This window comes from Bacillus sp. MM2020_4, assembly GCF_011250555.1.
Lineage (GTDB): Bacteria > Bacillota > Bacilli > Bacillales > Cytobacillaceae > Neobacillus.
On sequence record NZ_JAANMZ010000014.1, the window covers coordinates 1 to 19673 of the forward strand.

20 protein-coding genes are annotated in these 19673 nt (G+C 40.8%); 7 read left to right on the forward strand and 13 right to left on the reverse strand.

The genetic code is table 11. The annotated features are described in order from the left end of the window. The first annotated feature begins 175 nt into the window (after positions 1–175). Positions 176–1702, forward strand: a complete 1527-nt coding sequence (locus G6554_RS11120; protein ID WP_166241757.1) for an APC family permease — start codon at positions 176–178, stop codon at positions 1700–1702. Positions 1703–2299: 597 nt separating this feature from the next. Next, on the forward strand, positions 2300–3829 hold the full coding sequence (locus tag G6554_RS11125; RefSeq protein WP_166241759.1) for a DHA2 family efflux MFS transporter permease subunit: 1530 nt from the start codon (positions 2300–2302) through the stop codon (positions 3827–3829). 383 nt (positions 3830–4212) lie between these two features. Here the strand turns inward: G6554_RS11125 and G6554_RS11130 are convergent, their stop codons facing one another. The 4 genes from G6554_RS11130 to G6554_RS11145 all read right to left on the reverse strand — a co-directional run bounded on the left by G6554_RS11130 (position 4213) and on the right by G6554_RS11145 (position 7250). Next, complete coding sequence (locus tag G6554_RS11130) at positions 4213–5178, reverse strand: nuclease-related domain-containing protein (protein WP_166241761.1); 966 nt, start codon at positions 5176–5178, stop codon at positions 4213–4215. A 358-nt stretch (positions 5179–5536) separates the two neighbouring features. After that, positions 5537–6154: a DUF6241 domain-containing protein gene (locus tag G6554_RS11135; RefSeq protein WP_166241764.1), complete on the reverse strand. Its 618-nt coding sequence runs from the start codon at positions 6152–6154 to the stop codon at positions 5537–5539. A gap of 119 nt (positions 6155–6273) precedes the next feature. Further along, positions 6274–6927: a permease prefix domain 1-containing protein gene (locus tag G6554_RS11140; protein ID WP_166241766.1), complete on the reverse strand. Its 654-nt coding sequence runs from the start codon at positions 6925–6927 to the stop codon at positions 6274–6276. Then, a complete protein-coding gene (locus G6554_RS11145; RefSeq protein ID WP_166241768.1) occupies positions 6924–7250 on the reverse strand; it encodes a PadR family transcriptional regulator in 327 nt (108 codons plus the stop codon). The genes G6554_RS11140 and G6554_RS11145 overlap by 4 nt, the downstream gene beginning before the upstream one ends. Positions 7251–7348: 98 nt before the next feature. Here G6554_RS11145 and G6554_RS11150 point away from each other — a divergent pair, with 98 nt between their 5' ends. The 3 genes from G6554_RS11150 (at position 7349) to G6554_RS11160 (ending at position 9753) form a co-directional block, all read left to right on the forward strand. Further along, on the forward strand, positions 7349–7651 hold the full coding sequence (locus tag G6554_RS11150) for an ABC transporter permease (protein ID WP_347564295.1): 303 nt from the start codon (positions 7349–7351) through the stop codon (positions 7649–7651). 418 nt (positions 7652–8069) lie between these two features. Further along, complete coding sequence (locus G6554_RS11155) at positions 8070–8264, forward strand: staygreen family protein (RefSeq protein WP_166241772.1); 195 nt, start codon at positions 8070–8072, stop codon at positions 8262–8264. 259 nt (positions 8265–8523) lie between these two features. Continuing rightward, a complete protein-coding gene (locus tag G6554_RS11160; protein ID WP_166241774.1) occupies positions 8524–9753 on the forward strand; it encodes a YHYH domain-containing protein in 1230 nt (409 codons plus the stop codon). 170 nt (positions 9754–9923) lie between these two features. Here G6554_RS11160 and G6554_RS11165 read toward each other — a convergent pair whose 3' ends face one another. The 6 genes from G6554_RS11165 to helD form a co-directional block, all read right to left on the reverse strand. Further along, a complete protein-coding gene (locus G6554_RS11165) occupies positions 9924–10622 on the reverse strand; it encodes a pirin family protein (RefSeq protein ID WP_166241776.1) in 699 nt (232 codons plus the stop codon). A gap of 238 nt (positions 10623–10860) precedes the next feature. Beyond that, positions 10861–11109 carry an ATP-binding protein gene (locus tag G6554_RS11170; protein WP_166241900.1) on the reverse strand — a complete coding sequence of 83 codons (249 nt, stop codon included), beginning with the start codon at positions 11107–11109 and terminating at the stop codon, positions 10861–10863. Between the two features lie 410 nt (positions 11110–11519). Continuing rightward, entirely contained in the window at positions 11520–11891 is a 372-nt protein-coding gene (locus G6554_RS11175; RefSeq protein WP_166241778.1) for a hypothetical protein, read from the reverse strand. 46 nt (positions 11892–11937) lie between these two features. After that, entirely contained in the window at positions 11938–12153 is a 216-nt protein-coding gene (locus G6554_RS11180) for a helix-turn-helix domain-containing protein (protein ID WP_166241780.1), read from the reverse strand. A gap of 10 nt (positions 12154–12163) precedes the next feature. After that, positions 12164–12640 carry a DUF2975 domain-containing protein gene (locus G6554_RS11185; protein ID WP_166241782.1) on the reverse strand — a complete coding sequence of 159 codons (477 nt, stop codon included), beginning with the start codon at positions 12638–12640 and terminating at the stop codon, positions 12164–12166. A 184-nt stretch (positions 12641–12824) separates the two neighbouring features. Next, positions 12825–15155, reverse strand: a complete 2331-nt coding sequence (gene helD, locus G6554_RS11190; protein ID WP_166241784.1) for an RNA polymerase recycling motor HelD — start codon at positions 15153–15155, stop codon at positions 12825–12827. A 454-nt stretch (positions 15156–15609) separates the two neighbouring features. Here helD and G6554_RS11195 point away from each other — a divergent pair, with 454 nt between their 5' ends. After that, positions 15610–15810 carry a cold-shock protein gene (locus tag G6554_RS11195; protein ID WP_042463323.1) on the forward strand — a complete coding sequence of 67 codons (201 nt, stop codon included), beginning with the start codon at positions 15610–15612 and terminating at the stop codon, positions 15808–15810. 126 nt (positions 15811–15936) lie between these two features. On the opposite strand, the gene G6554_RS11200 is transcribed toward G6554_RS11195, so the two are convergent. The 3 genes from G6554_RS11200 to G6554_RS11210 form a co-directional block, all read right to left on the reverse strand. Beyond that, positions 15937–17256: a 6-phospho-beta-glucosidase gene (locus tag G6554_RS11200; RefSeq protein ID WP_166241786.1), complete on the reverse strand. Its 1320-nt coding sequence runs from the start codon at positions 17254–17256 to the stop codon at positions 15937–15939. 210 nt (positions 17257–17466) lie between these two features. Next, positions 17467–17934, reverse strand: a complete 468-nt coding sequence (locus G6554_RS11205; RefSeq protein ID WP_166241788.1) for a phage tail protein — start codon at positions 17932–17934, stop codon at positions 17467–17469. A 21-nt stretch (positions 17935–17955) separates the two neighbouring features. Then, positions 17956–18435, reverse strand: a complete 480-nt coding sequence (locus G6554_RS11210) for a GyrI-like domain-containing protein (RefSeq protein ID WP_166241790.1) — start codon at positions 18433–18435, stop codon at positions 17956–17958. A gap of 108 nt (positions 18436–18543) precedes the next feature. On the opposite strand from G6554_RS11210, the gene G6554_RS11215 reads away from it, so the two are divergent. Further along, the gene (locus G6554_RS11215; protein WP_166241792.1) at positions 18544–19482 is read left to right on the forward strand and encodes a helix-turn-helix transcriptional regulator; all 939 of its coding nucleotides are present in this window, start codon (positions 18544–18546) and stop codon (positions 19480–19482) included. Positions 19483–19673: the final 191 nt, after the last annotated feature.

Sequence of the window (19673 nt, forward strand, 5' to 3'; positions counted from 1 at the left end):
GGGCCAGCATAAAATATGGGAAATCTTAATAATTTATTCATGATTGAATAGGATATTCAAAATTGAATATCACTCTCCTTCTATCTAGGTTTAATTCACTGAATATTACTACAATTGGAGATTGGTATGGTACTTGCATATAAGAATATATCTACTATATTAAGGAGGCTCAAATATGCAAGAAAATCAAAACAAGACAGTAGGTGGAACTACAGTAGAACACGTTGATAGTGATACTTCACAACTGGCGGCGCTTGGCTATGAATCTGAATTTCGCCGTGACATGAGTCTATGGGCAAACTTTTCCCTTGGGTTCACCTATCTTTCCCCTGTAGTAGGTGTTTACACATTATTTGCTTACGCACTTGCGCAAGGCGGACCGCCCATGATTTGGGGCCTGATCATCTGTGGTCTCGGACAATTACTAGTCGCACTTGTCTTTAGTGAAGTTGTTGCACAATTCCCTGTTGCGGGAGGAGTTTATCCTTGGGCCCGAAGATTATGGGGGAGGAAATACGCGTGGATGACGGGTTGGGTATATTTAATCGCTTTGTTTGTCACGATTGCCAGTGTCGTATATGGAGCCGGACCATTTCTGGCACAGGTTTTGGGTTTTGAAGTATCAGTGAACTCAACCATTATTTGTGCACTGGGCATTCTTGCCCTATCAACCATCATCAATTTCCTTGGCACAAAGGTTCTTGCGGCAGCAGCATTAATTGGGTTTACGGCTGAGATTATTGGTGCGCTTGCAGTTGGCTTTTGGCTCCTCCTTACACAAAGACATCACGGTCTAAGTGTGATCTTTGATTCTTTTGGTGCCGCGGGCAGCCATAGCTACTTTTATGCCTTTGCTGCAGCAAGTTTAATTGGAACCTTTCTCTATTTTGGGTTCGAAGCTTGTGGTGATGTGGCAGAAGAAGTGCGCGATCCGGGTGGACTGATTCCGAAGGCCATGCGCAGGACGATTTACATTGGCGGTGCTGCCGCAGTTTTTGTTACCCTTGCTTTAGTACTTTCCATTGCTGATATTCCGGCAGTGGTCGCTGGAAAAGACATGACGCCAGTTGATACCATATTAACGAATGCATTCGGAACCGTTGGTGCAAAAGTCGTACTAGGGATTGTTTTGATTTCTTTCCTTTCATGTGCCATCAGTTTACAGGCAGCGGCCAGCAGACTTGCCTATTCTTATGGACGTGATGACATGATAGTAGGAAGCCGACTCTTAAAAAAGTTTTCATCAGCTCGTCACATCCCACCATATGCGCTACTACTTGCCGCTATTATTCCAGCAATCATTGTTCTTGGTTCAAAAGTGTCAGAGGATGCACTCACAAAGATCATCAGTTTTGCCTCACTTGGCATTTATATTGGATTCCAAATGGTGGTTCTTGCTGCACTTCGGGCTAGACTAAAAGGATGGAATCCTAGTGGCAAATACCATTTGGGCAAGTGGGGACTGCCTGTTAATATTGGTGCACTTATCTACGGAATCGTCGCCATGATCAATATGTGTTGGCCAAGAACACCGGATGCGCCCTGGTATGATAACTATATCGTGCTCGTTTCAGGAGTCGTGGTAGTCGGTATTGGTGTACTATATATGATGATTCATCGAAGCTATGGACATAGCAATATGCCATATAATGATGCGATACCGAATAAATACCAAGTCACCGACAAGTCTTTTAAGTCTTGATTTACAAACTGACACAACGAGACAGGAATAAAGGATTCCAGCACGGTGGTTTTAATGGTTCAAAAATGCCAAGAGATCCATCACTTGCTTCCATCTGATTATTTGACTCCTACGAATATTGATTTCTATATAAGAAAGGACTAAGTACATCAAACTCTCGGTCATTATTCTATTCCGCATGAAAAGCGGCTGACCTATTGAATGTGTTTCGATTTTTGAAAAGAGGTAACATGCCTATTCCTATGGTCTGAGAGGGGCGGTTACTTCTTTTTTCTATTGATGACTAGATCTGATTGGTCATTTTTTGACCCATGATGTAATTGATCGTACCCTCAGAGGTGCTATTCCATGACAAATTGATTGACATTTAGAGCTGTTCCATCACTACAGAAAGGTTGGATATCACATCTTCTCCCCCCCTTCGTTATTTTTATTTTTTTCGGTAATCAGCAGGGATATTTACATCCTGCAGCATTTTAAGTTCTGCTGTAATTGGAAGGATTTTTATGTTGCCAAAATGGAGGTACTGATGATATTATGGTGAGATGCTATAACTAAGGTACAAAAAGTTGTACTATTAGTTCAAGGAGGACAAAAATGGAAAACATCAATTCAACTCATGCACGCCCGCCATATGGGATCCTTGCCATTCTCATGATTGGGGCTTTTATTTCCATGCTAAACGAAACACTCTTAAATGTGGCACTCCCTTCCATCATGAAGGATTTAGATGTCGGCGCGTCGACTGTACAATGGCTCTCGACAGGTTATATGCTTGTTAATGGAATTATGATTCCAGCCACTGCCTTTTTAATTCAAAGATACTCTGTTAGAGGGTTATTCCTAACCGCCATAAGTTTATTTACGGTGGGAACCTTTCTTGCAGGATTCTCCACCGTCTTCTCTGTCTTGTTAGTTGCACGGCTCATCCAAGCGGCAGGATCTGCTATCATGATGCCGCTATTAATGAACGTCATGTTAACAAGCTTTCCACCTGAAAAAAGGGGCGGAGCGATGGGGCTTTTCGGTCTTATCTTTATTTTTGCACCGGCTGTCGGCCCAACATTATCCGGCTGGATGATTGAGCATTACGACTGGCGGATGTTATTCCACTTCGTTTCACCGATTGCTGTCATTGTTTTACTCATTGGGATTTTCTTACTAAAAGATAAGAAAGAAAAAGTTGAAATCCGACTTGACTTCCTCTCGCTATTGTTATCAAGTCTTGGCTTTGGCGGTTTACTCTATGGATTTAGTTCTGCCGGTGATAAGGGCTGGGATAGCCCACTCGTATATGGCACGATTATCGTTGGCGCCATTTCATTAATTCTGTTTATCTTACGTCAATTTAAGCTGGAAAAACCAATGCTGGAATTCAGAATCTATAAATACCCTATGTTTGCCCTATCGTCAGCGATTTCAGTTGTCATTGCGATGGCTATGTTTTCAGCGATGCTGCTTTTACCCATCTATGTTCAATCAATACGCGGGATCTCTCCGATGAAATCGGGCTTGATGATGCTTCCAGGTGCTATTTTAATGGGGATCATGTCACCGATTACGGGAAAATTATTTGATAAGTTTGGTGGCCGTGTTTTAGCGATTATCGGTCTTACAATTACAGTTGTAACCAGCTATTTCTTCAGTAAGCTGACACTGGACACCTCTTATTCTCACTTAATTTTGTTATATTCGGCACGTATGTTTGGAATGTCGATGGTCATGATGCCTGTTATGACCAATGGCTTAAACCAATTACCAGCGCGGTATTATCCGCACGGAACAGCCATGAATAGTACATTGCAGCAAGTTTCGGGCGCAATTGGTTCGGCACTGCTCGTCACCATCATGACCAATCGGACAAAAACACATGCGGAGGATCTAGGCGCAGCTGCCATGAACCACATAACAGGGAAACCCACCCCAGCTGTGTTAGCTGAAATGAAGCAACAAATTGCCACGAAAGCCATGCTGGAGGGAATTAATGATTCCTTTGTTGTTTCTGCAGGAATTGCTTGTGTGGCTCTCATCCTCGCATTCTTCATTAAGCGCGCTAAACAAGCAGATGATCCAGTAGAAGTGAAGTTATCTGAACAAAAAGTAGTAACTCAATTCGTTGAAAATTAAATGGAGGTAGAGGTGACAATTTGTCACCTCTTTTTCTTTTGATTATGGTGGAGCATGTGTGTTTTCTTTAACCAGACACCAAACTTTGTCAGTGGGTTGTTCATTTTCTAAGAACAACCTAATTAGTTCAATCGAGTCTACTAAAAAATCACCCTTGATAACCTCTTCCACAGTGAGCCTATGCTCTTGAGTAGGAGGAATTCTACAATTGGAAAGCTTTTTCTACAAAAATAAAACTTATTCTACAAATTCGGGAAACAATTCCACAAAAATTGGAAACGACCTTCCAAATCAATCAAAAAATACGGGTTAGTCCCTCTAGAAGAACTATCTCCTACCTCAAACCCAACGTCGCAAACGAGCGAATCGACCCCAAACTCGAGTTATAGGAAGCCCTTTGGTGGGTAGTAGATGCGGCCTTTGGTTGTACCAGTATAGGGGAAATTCAGAGTAGACAAAAAGTAGGTGGTGGCTCTGGAGGATGGAAGATGAAGAAAGGAACGAATTCCCTCGTTGGTAAATGTCGGGTTACCTAATAAATAATAATCCTTTATATCGCCAATAGGTACATTTTGGGAAACAAAACCACAAAAAGGGCATATCCAATTTTTCCTTTTGTATTTCATTGGAATAAATAAGCATTTTGAGCATTGAGCGCCTGTTATCACATCAGAATTGGCTACCTCAAACTTCTCAAGCATGTTGATATCCAGCGGAGTATGTTTTTTTAGCAACAACTTTTTTATTTTTTCTAAAGTTTTATGGTCCACCCACTCTCTACTGTATTGCTGATAAAGTTGATCCATTTTTCCCAGCACATCGCTCGCCCGATACACCTTTTGCTCTACTTCTCTATTTCCGGGACTGATCACCACTTCGGTCGAAGATTTACTAACCACAACAAGAGACTCTATCGGAATGTGCGGCAATTTATATTTTTTCAAAAAATATTTCAGCAACAATTGATGGCGATTTGCCTGTGAAATAGGATTCTCATAGATTAACCGCTTATCCATATACTCTTGGATCATCTGATTCTTTTCAAAAATAAGCTTACCGGAATGGTTTTTGCCGTCAAGGAGGATAATGATTTGGGGAGATAAAAGAAAAAAATCCAGTTGAAAAAAGGCATCCTCATAGGGAAGGCGTAAATCGTGGAAAATGTAGAATCTTTGTGTGGGAATTTGACCTAAATAGTAGCTAATGGTCTTTTCTCCGTTGTAACCGGATTTTAAATTCTTAATATACGGGATTAACTTTACTAATGCAGGGTGCTCTAAGGGTGTCCGTTTCTCTAAAACCTCTGCTTTTAGAAGATTTTTAGGTATTTCAAGTGGCTTTACGAACAACTGATACCCTCCTTTTTCATAATAGAGTTAATTTCGTTGTTTTTTATACGATTACCTTTATTTTTTATGTGGAGATTTTGTGACCTTTTGATTTTTTAATCGAGTATTTTACCGATTCGGTAGGAATTCTACAAAATGTAGGAGGAATTCTACGATTAAAAGGATTTTTCTACAAAAATGAAACTAATTCTACAAATTTGGAAAACAATTCTACAAAAATTGGAAGTATTCTTCCAAATAGGGGTTAGTCCCTCCAGTAGGACTAACCTCAAATCACGAAGCAGAAGAACCAGCCACTATTCACAAAAAGTTACCTTTCTAAGTCAAAAAGGCTAGCGAGGTATTCCTAGATATCAGCTTACTTTTGGACATATTGCGGGAAGTTTTCCTGTACGAACTCTTTTTCTTCAGCCAAACCTAGAACTCCGTATGCTCTGCCCACTGAACCCTCTTGTTGTTTCCAAAGGAAATTGTGGTCAGCGGCAATATAATTGAACTGGCCCTTCTTCCAATTTTCCGCAATCTCAAGCATTTTCTCTTTATTAACAAAGTTACTACTAGAAACTACTTCGACCACTTGATTAACCGTGTCCTCAACCATTGGAATGGCACCAAGTTTTTTTTCTGCCCTTACCTTCTGATGCGTCATTTTATGCATCACATTCATTACGTCAACTTCAGTAGATTCTGGAGTAAGCCCAGTATCATATTCAATCTGGTCAATAAAACCAACTTGTTCTGCAAGTTTTTTAAGAGCCTCTTCTTCAGCACGTTTAGCATCTTCCTTTTGCACCTTTTCTAATTCAGAAAGTTGTTCTTCTTCATACTTCTGCTTCTCTTGCTGTTTCAACTCATACGCACGAGCATTAGCATGAATCTTATAAACGGCTAAAGCAGCAATTATCAGCACAAGAACAAGGATTCCTAAAGACATCAACAGCTTTTTGCCTTTTTCATTTTGCAAATCAGTTCTCATAAAAATAGCAACCCCAACTTCTTTTATTTGTTCATTTTCTGTGTTTTATGATAATCTCTTAAATTATCAAAATCAATGATCTTTGGCACCGAAACCCCTGAACCATCCAACAGTTCCCTTCAGCGAATCAACGTCCTTCGCTTGTTCTTAGGTCGATTCTTATTCAAAAACAGCAAGGTAAAAATCTGTCTTGCCAAAAGATAGGCAAACGCCCCGATTGGGATGGCGAACAAATCAAGCCATAGGCCATCCGGATATTGGTCAGGGTGGTTTATCAATGATTGAGACTGAATTGCCCCGACAATTAAAGAGGGAACAAAAAACAACAGCCACGGGTTGCGAAGCCACTTCACATTGAACTGCTGGTTAAGTCCTTCGTAGATTGCTTCCCCTGCCCCAGCCACAAACAAAACGATAAAGAATCCCCCTACCACACTTTCGACGGGGAGAGTATTGGCAAATTCCGGGTGGTAAAATTCCATTGAAACATACGAGACCAAGCATAAAAACGCAGTAACAAAGAAGACGCTCCAGACAAAACGAGCAATCTTCAACCAAGGAAACATCGCCCGCTTCAGTTCCTGATTTAAGCTTTGCTCATTTCCGAAGGATTGGATTACCTGATGTGCAGCCTCCTTTTCAGAATACCCATTACTCATTAACTCGTTCATATGCTCCACGAGATGGGCATACAACTCCTCGTGCATTTCCTCCCTTTCCTCCTGCGGCAAGTCGGCTAAGATTTGTTGTAGATAACGCTCAAGCTCGTTCATGCTAACCCCCCTAACGTTCGATCGATTAACTGATTGATTTGCTTCCAATTCTTGAGTTTCTCCGAAAGCAATTTATGTCCTGTTTCCGTTATAGAATAATATTTTCGCCTCGTCCCATCCGGCTGCTGGCTCCAGTAGGATGTCACACATTCCTTATTCTCTAAGCGTTTTAAAGCCGGATATAAGGTACCCTCATTCATGTGGTAGGCATCGTCGCTTAAAATGCGCAACTTCTTAGTCATTTCATATCCGTAACAGTCACCCTCAACTAACAAAGAAAGCAGGAGAATCTCAATACTCCCTTTCAGTAATTCCCTATCCATAAAATCTCCCCCAAATATTCCTAATAACATTGTATAACAATGTACCTTGTTATACCATGTTGTTAGAAAAAAAATACAAATTACAAGGAGGAACTCCGGTGGATGGATTGATTTGGTTGATAATTTTGGTCTTACTTGCGTTGTTCAATAGCGTAGCAATCCAGTTATACAAAAAGAACAAACTGCATTTTTTCTGGTCAGGGATTATAATCGGGATTCTTGGACCGATTATTGCGTTTTCCCTCGGGGCCGTCTTCGTGAAGGTTGATCATAGTCAGGGAAGCACTGGAGAAGGTGGGGCTATAGCCGCTGCGTTTATCGGACTAATTATTGTCGGCAATGGGCTTCTTTATCTTTTGATTGGGATTATACTAAAAATAGTGAGCTGGGTTAAGAGATAAGTAGAATCTTACGTTGACAAGAATCCCGATTATCAGGTATTTCCAGATTCACAATCAAGAAATTACCAATCTGAAGACCGAAACGCTTAAAGATTACAGCAATTCGGGAGGTATTCTACAAAATGTACGAGGAATTCTACAATTAAAAGGGTTTTTCTACAAAAATGAAACTTTTTCTACAAATTAAAGAAACAATTCTACAAATGCTGGAAACAACCTTCCAATTCTACCATAATGCGCCCTTTAACGGAACAGCGATATCCCTTGTGATTCCCTAGTCGCTACACATGTATGGCCTCCTGTTTAAAGGAGGGTTCATCGATGGACAGTTACTGATAAAAAGTTTCCCTTATTCCGTTTTTCTACTGGGGAATCTATTAGGACAAAAATTAAACTAGTTTATGAAGGGGTGATCAAGATGGACCAGTTTCATGCCTCAAAGCTATATACTATGTATTTACTAGCAGCAAACAAGAGTCTTCCTGTTAATGGTCGAACGTATACATTGACACATTCTGCTACAACGGGTGAGTTATTTTTGACCATTGCCCCTTACTCTAACCTGAACGCCATTAATGTCCAAATACGCGATGATACCCTCCTGGCTTTTTAGTGGAATAGAGTGTGAATTTTTGAAGTGGATAGTAAATGGATTAGGAATAGTTCTAACCATAAAACAAATTCCTATGGACATTAACAAACATGTTTTGGGTTCCTAGCACTAAATTAATTCCAATATAAGGTAAAATCCATTGCTAAGAGATGGAAAATATGTGAAAATAGTATTATGAAGTTAAACAGCATCGTAATATTAAAAACAGTAGCGGTTTCCGCTACTATTTTTAATATTACGATGAAAAAGGGGGGAAAAAATGAGTAAGAAAGTGGCTATATTTACTTTACTACTTACCTTTATGTTTGGAACATTTGCCTCTGCACATCCAGGGCGAACGGATTCAAGTGGAGGCCACACTTGCCGAACAAATTGTGGCAATTGGGGGCTTAGTACAGGAGAATATCACTATCATAATGGAGGCGGTGCCACATCTAGCAAATCTTCCAGTACTAGTAGTGAAAGTACCAATATTAATGATAAAGATTGTACAGACTTTGCCACTTACGATGATATGATTGCCTATTGGAATTCTAAAGGGTACTCTGCAACAAATGACCCTGAAAATCTTGATGGTTGGGGTAATGGACAGGTCGATGACGGTATACCTTGTGAAGCTCCAAGCGACTATGATCGGACCTTAATTAACAATAGTCCCGAACAAAAGGCCCACATAAAAGCGCAAGAAGACAACCAAAAGGGAGAAACAGTTGGATATCCCGCTGGCCTTACAGATGGTTACCAAGAAGTACCAAGTAATATGACCACTTCAACTGGCTCCAATGACTACAATGTTGGCTACTCTGTTGGTTATAAAAGGGGATATGATGAAGGAAAGGCAAAAATAGAAGCAGAAAAAACAAATGCAACGAATGAGGGCTATTCTTTAGGACAAAAACAAGACACAATCGAAATTCCTACAACATATGCCTCACATCTAGGTCTGAAAGCGGCCTTCGAAGAGGGATTTAACAAAGCAGTATCTGAACGAGTTGAAGCAAAGAAAAAAGAGCTTACTAGCTTAGGTTATGCCGACGGAAAAAAGGATGTTCTATCCCCTCCTACAGATGTCGAGGAGATATATGTAAATGCCTATCAAGATGGGTATAAACAAGGGCAAAGCGAGTTAAAAGAAAGTTACATAAAGCAAGGATACGAAGCTGCTTTTACCATGCTAAAATATAAAACTCCTAACCTGACGAATGAAAAATTTACAGAATGGTATAAAGAAGGATTTGAATCAAATAAAGAAATAGAAAAGATTCAAAATGAGGGTTATTCTTTAGGAAAAGCAGGAGACACTTTACAAATACCTAAAAAATACAGCAAAGGCCAAGTGATTTTCAAAAATTACTACAAATTAGGGCTAAAAGAGTATGAAGAAAAGCAAAGTAATACGAAAAAGACAGCGGCAGCCGGCGGAGTCAGTGTACTAGCATTGGCCTGGCTAGGAAGAAGAGTCTATAAAGCTAAGAAAAAAATCAAGTAAAGGTGATTGGAAACCCATATGGAGGTGTTATCACATAATTCCAGAATGCATGAATGCTCTAACATACAGATCGTTTACATTTAATAAAAAAGTTAATACACGGGTCACTCGGGCTGCTTAAAGCGGCCCGACTGACCCCTGTATTGTTAAAAAAACGAAGCAAGAGGGCTTCATTCCATTTCCATCTCAACGATTAACACATGTGAAGTTTCATTTGCATGCAGTGTGATATTTTCCTCAACAATTTCCATGGCATCGCTTGCGTCTAAGGTGATGTCATGAATCGTTGAATTCCCCTCAATTTGAACAAGATAGGCTTGTCTTCCTACTTTGACAGGGAAGCTAATTTCTTGGTCTTTATCCAATTCTAATGTATAGATATTGGCGTCCTGATTAATTTTAATAGGAGCATTTCCGTCTACACTTGATACCATATGGAGCCATTGATTATGGCGGTCCTCCGGATGAAAGCGATAATCTCCGTAATTTGGTGTATGGCCATTGCGATCAGGCAGAATCCAGATTTGTAATAATCTTGCTGTGTCCTCGCCATTGTTCAGTTCACTATGATATACACCAGTTCCAGCACTCATATACTGAACCTGCCCCCGTGTAATGGTGTTGGAATTTCCCATGCTATCTTCATGTGTAAGGTGCCCGTTGACAACATACGAGATGATTTCCATATTTTGATGCGGGTGCATTCCAAATCCCCTTTGGGACTCAATTAAATCGTCATTGATGACGCGTAACACACCAAAGTGAATATTTTTAGGATTATAGTACTCGGCAAAAGAGAAATGGAATTTACTCTTCAGCCAGCCAAGATTACTGCCACCCATATTCTTGCTTTCCACTTTCCTCAACATACTACTATCACTCCCGTTATTATAGTAAAAATCTGTGAAATTCAATTATTCCTAACAAAAGAAAGTGTCTCTAATCTGAGTATCTCGAAATAATTATATTTAATTCAAGATAATTATATAACCTATTCTAGCATAGTGTCAATGTAGAAATGGGTGTCAGGCACCAGCAAAGGTATGCTTGATAATAGAATGATAAGGTTCATTAGATCCTTCATTAAATACCAAATATATTCCCCTACTAATTCCCAATCGGTAGGATCACTTCTACAGTAGTTCCTTTATTTAATTCACTTTTCATTTCAATTCTTCCGCCGTGCTCCTGAACAATTTTATGACTAATCATTAAACCTAAACCTGTTCCCTTTTCTTTTGTACTGTAAAAAGGTTCTCCAATTTCCCTTATTCTTTCCTTTGAAATTCCATACCCATGGTCAACAAAACTGACTTTAATGGAAACAGAACCACATCTTTTTACATGAACGTTGATTTATGAATGTGCTGCAAAAGAGATTGGAACATCTATTTTTTCCATTCGTGATGTTTGAGGTTTAGCAAATTCTAAAAGTTCTTGTATGATAACTTCTATTTTGCGAATTTCATTTAAACTGGTATCAATATAAAGAGGTTTATTAACTTCTTATTGAAGTAGTTGCACAAACCCTTTAATAGGGAATATGCCTTAATGGGAGGTAGATGATTTCTACCTAGATTTTAAGGCGAAAAATTACCAGAAATATCGAAGTAGACGTGTTCTACCTCGATGTTTAAGCTAAAAATTTCAGACTGGCTCCATCCGGAGGAAATGCTTGAAAACAAACAAAAAAAGAAGTGCTACTAACACTTCTCACTGCAACGTCCGCGTGGTGTTTTGTATCGCGACATAACAAGCAGGTATTTCTAAATGTTATAGTGAGTTTCTCTTAACGAAATAATTTCAATGTCTGTACAATAGAAGTGAAGGGTATCATCCTCGTAATCGATTACTTCATATTTCTTATTTTCCCAGCCTCTGTCCCCTATATCGTAAATCCCGATTGTTAATTGATGATAGATTCCTCCACTTTCAAAATCGATACTATTAGGGTGGTAGAAGCGAAAGCAAGCAATGTATTGTTTTTCTTTATCCTTCATCATAAAATCGATGTCGAGATAACAATGGTCTTCAAACAACTTATTTTGAAAGTTCAAAACGAATTTATCAATAAACTCTATATTTTGTAAGGAAAAATCCTTTATTTTATCCGTTATCAGGCTTACATTCTTTATCAATGTACATCCCTCCTTGGTGAATGTTTATAAAGACCCGCTAGTAATCTTAGCTGCCTTCATCACTTCGGTACTCTAAAAGGTCTCCAGGCTGACAGTCTAACGCCTTACAAATGGCCTCTAAGGTGGATAAACGAATCGCCTTTGCCTTTCCATTTTTTAAAATAGATAGGTTCGCCATGGTGATTCCCACCCGCTCCGAAAGTTCTGTTACACTCATTTTCCGTTTAGCCAACATCACATCAATATTGATTATTATCGCCATTATCTTCACCTCAGACCGTTAAGTCATTTTCTGATTTTATATCAATTGCCTCTTGTAACAGTCTTTGGAGAACGGCAGCAAAGACGGCGATGACCAGGGAAGCAAAGATCGGGACCATTCCAACGATGATGAGACCTGGTGCATCATCTAGATCTGCTACGAGAAAAACAAATGGCAGAAGGATCACATACAAACCACTGATGATCATGGCACAGAATTTGATTTTCTTTAACGCAATAACAGACAATTCTGAGAAAGCTTCGTTCTTGTCAATATAGCTTAAAAGTGTAAAAGCCTGATACAATGCAGCGAAAAACGGGATCACTGATACATACATCCCGATGACAAGGGGATAGAGTGCATGGTCATAATCTGGATTTACTGGATGAGTAGGTAACCAAGTCAAGCCAAATATGCCCAAAGCAAGAACAGGGGTTCCAATCAGAATTACAGCTATTTTTAAAAAGAGGGTCGTTCCTCGATTCATATAAAGCACCTCACTACATTATTTTCAATTTATTTTAATACACATTTTATCGTTTTACAATAAAAAATGAATGATTTTTATGATAATATTATTGTTATTGGAATTACCCTTGCAACTTAGGCTGCAATTTAGACACAAAAAAAGCACTCCTTATTACAAGGAAATGCTCGATAAATATTGAAGATTACTTTTTTCCTTCTTGCAAGACGTTTCGCAAAAAGGGGCTCGGTTCCCCTACACTGTAAAGCTGCAACACATGCATCGCTCTCGTGCAGGCGGTGTAGAAACTTCTGCGCAGGCTTTCATCGCCATATACGTGCTCTGATGCGTCATAAATAATGACAGCGTCGAATTCGATACCTTTAGCCAAATAAGAAGGTATGACCACCACTCCTTGTTCATATTCAAGCGAACCACTCTTCACAAGCTTAATGTCATCGATGGTGGACAATGCTTCGTAGGCACGCCTACTCTCCCCAGCTGATTTGCATATGATAGCAATGCTATGATAATGGTGACTTCGCAGATCAGCGACTTTGGCGGCGATGCAGCGGTGCAATTCTTCATGATCGGCTAGTTGCTTCAGCACAGGCCGCTCACCGTCCCGTTCGAACGGGATAATTCGCTCCCCGCCAGCAACGAGTCTGCGCGTAAATTCGATAATCGGTTTGGTCGACCGGTAGCTGCGTGTCATGTTGATCACTTCCGTTTCACTCTGCCCATATAGGCTTGTAAGTGCGTGAAAATCATCCATTTCGCTGGCATGAGCGAATATCGCCTGATGAAAGTCACCCAGCACCGTCATGCTCGCCTTAGGAAACAAACATTTTAGAAACTCGAATTGAAACGGCGAATAATCCTGCGCCTCATCCACAAGCACGTGCTTGATCGAGCCGTTGGTCTGAAAGCCACGAATCAGCTCATTCAACATTAAGAACGGAGTAGCATCCTCGTAAGATAGTTTGCCTTCGTCTAGCATTTCTAGCGTGGTTTGGCAAATCCCCTCCCATTCCGCCGGTGTTTCCCCGTCCATCCACTGTTTGATTTTTTGTGGATCGGTAAAAAGCTGTGTGTAAATCCCCTTCATGTCGAGGAAACGAAATGCCCGAATTCGTTTTCGCAACGGCTTCAATTTCTGATGAACAATCAATCGGGCAAGTGCTTTCGGCTCGATCTCATAATCAGCTATTTCTTCTCTTTTAAAGCCTCGTTTTTCCGCTAAGTAGGCATGTGCCTTATGATATTCCTCGTTGCTCAGCAGCTCGATTTCCTCCTGTACCCACGGCCTATTCCGTTCAATCTTTTCTGCTTCAGCTATTTGCTTCATGAGCCAATCCTTCAATTTTTCAAGTCTGTTATGGAAGCGGAGTGAGGTGTCACTACTATAGAATCTGTCGGCCATTTGCTCCGCGGTAACGATTGGCTTTCCTCTGAAAATAATACCCTTAAATAACATCCCAGATAACTTGAGTGACTTCCGGTAGGCATGGATCACCTCAAAAAAATGAGCGGATGCTTTGAAACGGATACCCGCAACCCTTGAGCTGTACGAAGGGGTATTCGCTGCCGTTAACACATATTCCAATTGCTCGTAGGGATTCTCCACCTGAAACTCCTTACTCAGCCGATGATCCAAGTATTCTTGAAAGGTGACCTGCTGCATATTTTCTTCGCCGAGTTCTGGCAATACATTGGACACGTAACTATTAAACATAGAATTAGGTGAAAAAAGAATAATTTGATCAGCATTCAGATGATCTCGATGTTTGTAAAGCAAATAAGCAATCCGCTGCAGGGCGGCTGATGTCTTCCCGCTGCCAGCTGCACCGTGTACAATCAGCAGCCTCCCGCGATCATGACGGATGATCCTGTTTTGTTCCTGTTGTATGGTCGCTACGATACTGTGCATATGTTTGTCAGTACCCTTGCCCAGAACCTGCTGTAAAATCTCGTCTCCAATGGTAAGACTCGTATCGAACATGGATTGGAGAACGCCGCCGCGGATAAGATATTGCCACTTTTTCTCTAAATGGCCTTCGATTATGCCTCCGGGTGTGGCATACTTTGCCGGACCTGGCTGGTAATCGTAGTAGACACTCGATACCGGCGCCCGCCAGTCATACACAAGAAAATGATCGCCACTTTCATCTGTTAGCGAGGAGATGCCAATATAGACTTGTTCCTGCGTTGAATCTCCGTCTTCTAAAAAATCGATACGGCCGAAATAGGGGGACTCTTGCATACGGCGCATGGTTGACAACCTCTTAGATGCGTGTTTATGCGTGCTTTGGCTGATGGACAGGGCTTGAGTCTCCTGCCTTAAGCCGATGATGGTTTCAAGAAAATCATCAAAGGTATCCGTATTCACCTTGATTTCATCCCAGAAATGTTTGCGAATATGAACCACTTCGTTCCGGCGCCGGGTCGTTTCTTTCTCCAATTTGCCGATTTGCTCCGTAATGATTTCCATTACACTGTCCACTCGCTCTTGCTCCTGCTGATAGGCTGACTTCATCGCGAACACTCCTTAAAAAAATGTTATAAAAAGGTTGACTAACGAATTAATTATACTGTATAATTATGATAGGGATAATATATTAACTTTTACTATAAAAATATCGATCTATATAAATTTACCACAAGCGCTCCTTTTTATCAATGCTTTGGACGCATTCTGTTTAAAAAAGAGTAGTGTGTACGTTGAAAATGTACACACTACTCTTTTTCCATTTCTAAATGAAAGAAAACGAAAGAGATGGGTCTGCTAGCTTTCCTGGTGAAGGAACAGTGAATGAAAAATCGTCCCTATCGCTCTGTTCTTGCAAATGCCTTTGTAAAATGGTAAGCTTTAGTGGAATTATTTTTGTTCGGTGTAAAGGATAGTATAAGATTAACTTTTCGTCTTGATGATCACTGAGTGCAAGGATAGTAACACATTGTGTGCAAAGCACACAGCAGGAGGAAACAAAATGGAACAAGGTAAAGTAAAATGGTTTAACGCAGAAAAAGGATTCGGATTCATCGAGCGTGAAGGCGGAGAAGACGTATTCGTTCATTTCTCAGCGATCCAAGGCGAAGGTTTCAAATCTTTAGACGAAGGTCAAACCGTTACTTTTGACGTTGAGCAAGGTCAACGTGGAGCTCAAGCAGCTAACGTTCGTAAAGCGTAATAAGTAGAACCACATAAAACAGGCTCTTTAAAGAGTCTGTTTTTTTGTTTAAAAACAAGGAGCCCCATGCTCTGGCTGGGCACAGGTACCTTGGATGCAAGAGAACCGTCCCCTGCCTCACACTGCCTATTTCTTAAAGAATTGTGGTAAATAGTCTTTATGGGCTTCAAGCATCTCGTCTAGAATTAATTTTCCAACCCGATCATTTGAGACAAGGGGATTGATGGTCATGGCTAGCAGGGCTGTTCCGTAATCTCCGGTAACGGCTGCCTCAATGGCCACTCGTTCAAATGATTTAATTTGTTGAACCAGGCCGCGGACCTGCACTGGCAAATCACCCATGGCCATGGGTTTGGGGCCATCCTTTGTAATGATACAGCTGACCTCAACAGCCGAATCATGTGGAAGGCTGGCAATGGCTCCGTTATTCATCGTATTGACAGGTTGAATATCACGCTTATCCGTATATATAGAATGGATGAGCCTTACAGCTGCATCACTATAGTAAGCCCCGCCGCGTTTTTCCAGCTGTGGTGGTTTGATAGCTAGCTGCGGATCTTTATAGAGCTCAAATAGTTCATTCTCTAATTTTTTTACTACTTCTGCTCGGGTTCCACCATCTTTAGCATTCTTCATTTCATCGGCTACCATATCACTAGTTTTATAGTAATAGTTATGATAAGGGCATGGCAGGACGTTCAATGCCCTTAGGAACTCAGGCTCCCAGCCCATTGCATGGATATTTTGCATGGCGATAGCCTTTTCCGGATCCGTAATCAACTCCATAACCTTCTCCTTTACGCTGACACCATCCACAAATACATCCAATCCGTAAACCATGTGATTGAGGCCGGCAAAATCAATGCGAACACGGCCATGCTCGACATCCAGGAGTTTTGCAACACCCATTTCCATTCCGATCGGAACATTGCAGAGACCGACAACCTTGCTAATATGGCTGTAACGGAGTACCGCTTCAGTAACCATTCCGGCAGGATTCGTAAAATTAATGAACCATCCTTCGGGGCAAAGCTCCTCCATTTCACGGCAAATGTCTAAGATGACAGGAATGGTACGTAATGCTTTGAATAAGCCACCGGGTCCATTTGTCTCTTGTCCCAAGACGCCATACTTTAAGGGAATCCGTTCATCTATAGCGCGTGCATCAAGCTGCCCCACACGAAATTGTGTCGTCACAAAATCTGCATTTTTTAAGGCTTCTCTTCTATTTAAGGTTAAATGGATGTCAATCGGAACACCGGCTTTTTCCACCATGCGTTTCGCAAGATTTCCGACAATCTCTAATTTTTCCTTCCCTGCTTCCACATCCACTAACCAAATTTCACGAACTGGCAGTTCAGCATGATAGTTGATAAATCCTTCAATTAGCTCAGGGGTATAACTGGATCCACCACCGATTGTGGCTATTTTCAATCCCTTTTTCAATGGAAAGCACCTCTTTCTTATTTACAATACACGATGCAAAAATGAACGTCATTCCTAACTTAATCATGGGCCAAAAGATCTCCAGACAAATAAACATGGACAAAAAATAAAAGCACTCCTCATTACAAGGAATGCTCTTACTCTTTAACCTATTCCATTTATCACTTTATTCAAGAAGCTGTGTCGGGGTCTACTCTCATAGCCCCTCCTTTAATATTCTCCTTTAATGACAAAATACGAACCCCGGATGGTTCCAGCTAGTTTAGACTTCTGTCTTGCAAACTTAAACTTTCCTTCTAACTCTTTTGGTACCTCCATCCCCTCCGAAAGCTTAAAACCAACAGCTCGCTTCGGTTTAGGATCATCCACCGTATACATGACGTTAACCGCAAGACCATCCTCATAAAAGACGTAGGCCATTTTGATATTTTCCACTTGGAAACGTGATGTTTCTAAAGGTTTGGCCGCAAACTCAATATCACGTTCTTCTTTCAAAATTCTGTTCACATAATCGAGAGTCTCGGAGGACTCACTAGCGGGTACCACCGTAAATTCATGTTTATATTTGTTCATAAAATAACGGGCTTCGTTTGCACGTAAACCAGCAAGCGCATCTACTACGGGTGAAGACTCTAAACCAACCGTAGACACATTTTTAAAATCAACGATATAAGCCATTTTCATCCCTCCCTTATCTCTTTATTTCCTAACCACCGGAATCCAGATTTCACCATAAACAACGCCATCACGCTGCCCCATATCAACCGTTGCATTGGGCCCGCCCACATAGGCAACATCTTTTGCTTCTGGCAAGACTTGACCAAAGGCAACGCCAGTAAGCTGATTACTCAACTCTTCAGACGTTTTCCCTTCCCCTTTCACAACCAGGTATTCCCCTTTAGGAAATTGGATCACGCGGTCGGCTTCAGGTAACTCCTTCTCTGTCATGACACCAGCATAATGCATCATCTTGTTGTTCACCGCTTCGTTCACGGCGAAAATGTAGTCATTCGTGGCTAAGGCCTTTAAGGTGTCAAGCCTTCCATCTTGGCTCACGGCCTGCCAAAAGTCTGCCTTTTCCTTGGTTATGCCAGCAAAGTCTGTGTAATGGCTCTTAAGCTCCGTTCCAATACCTAAAACGATAAAGCCATCTTTTTCTTCAAGGGTATATTGTGCCATATTCAAAACCATCCTCTTTTTTTAATTTCAAATGACTTGTTTTCTTCACCTGATAGATATATCATAGCCTTAAATCATGTCAGAAAATGATACTGTTTAGGAGTCCCAATGAAAAAAGTTGAACGAATTAATATTATCATGCGGTATATCAACAATCGCGCCCACTTTACCATTTCTGAAATCATGCAAGAATTTAACATCTCTCGTTCGACAGCGATTAGAGATATCAGAGAAATTGAGGCCATGGGGATGCCACTTGTTGCTGAAGTGGGAAGGGATGGCGGTTATTTTGTCATGCAAAATTCTGTCCTGCCCGTTGTTCGCTTTACCGATAATGAAGTCAAAGCTCTTTTTATTGCCTTTATGGCTACACGAAATCAGCAGCTTCCCTATTTGAAGAGTCGCCAGTCGTTAGCTGAAAAATTACTAGGCCTCATCTCAGAAAACCAGCAAGAGACTCTCGTTCTGTTAAACCAACTCTTGCTTTTTGAAGGGACGAACCCCCATAATCCCGACTTACTGGAACTTTCAGATCTCCCCCATCCCATGTTAGAAAAACTCATCCAAATCCTTTTGGTGGATCGCTATTTATTGATTACCATCCAAGAAGAGACGGTCATAAAGTCTTATCCCATTTATCTCTTGCAGCTTTATCATGAAAAGAGCCTTTGGCTCATGGAAGGCTTTGACTTAAAGGAAGAAAGAAAGCAGATTTTTCCTGTCGACAAGCTCACCCATATCGAACCCTACCCGGCAGAAAAAAGGACAAGCAAGAAAAAGATTTTAGAAAAAATAAGGAAACAGGAGGAAGACATCAATCTTGTCCTTGAACTTGGCCCAAAAGCGATAGCCCAGTTCAAAAAATACCATCCATTAAAAGTTTCCATTTCCTATACAAATCCATACCAAACCACAGCCATTCTAAAAACCTTTATCAATACTACTATACCCAAAGAATTGGAGGAAATAACAAATTGGCTACTTTTCCTAGGTAAAGATATCAAAATCAAACAAATACCCGAAGAAGTCTTAAAAGGTTTAAAATGAAGCAGGGGACGGTTCTCCCGCTTCATTCCGGTCTAAATAAGTAGTCGAGAATATGCCAAAATGGGGAAATTTCCGTCGTGCAGTCATGCTCCATACTGATGAAGGCCAAAACTCAAAATAAATTCTACCTAAGTGGAAAATATAAGATTCAGAGATGAGCACAGTTGTATAATCTATGAAAAAAATGTCCA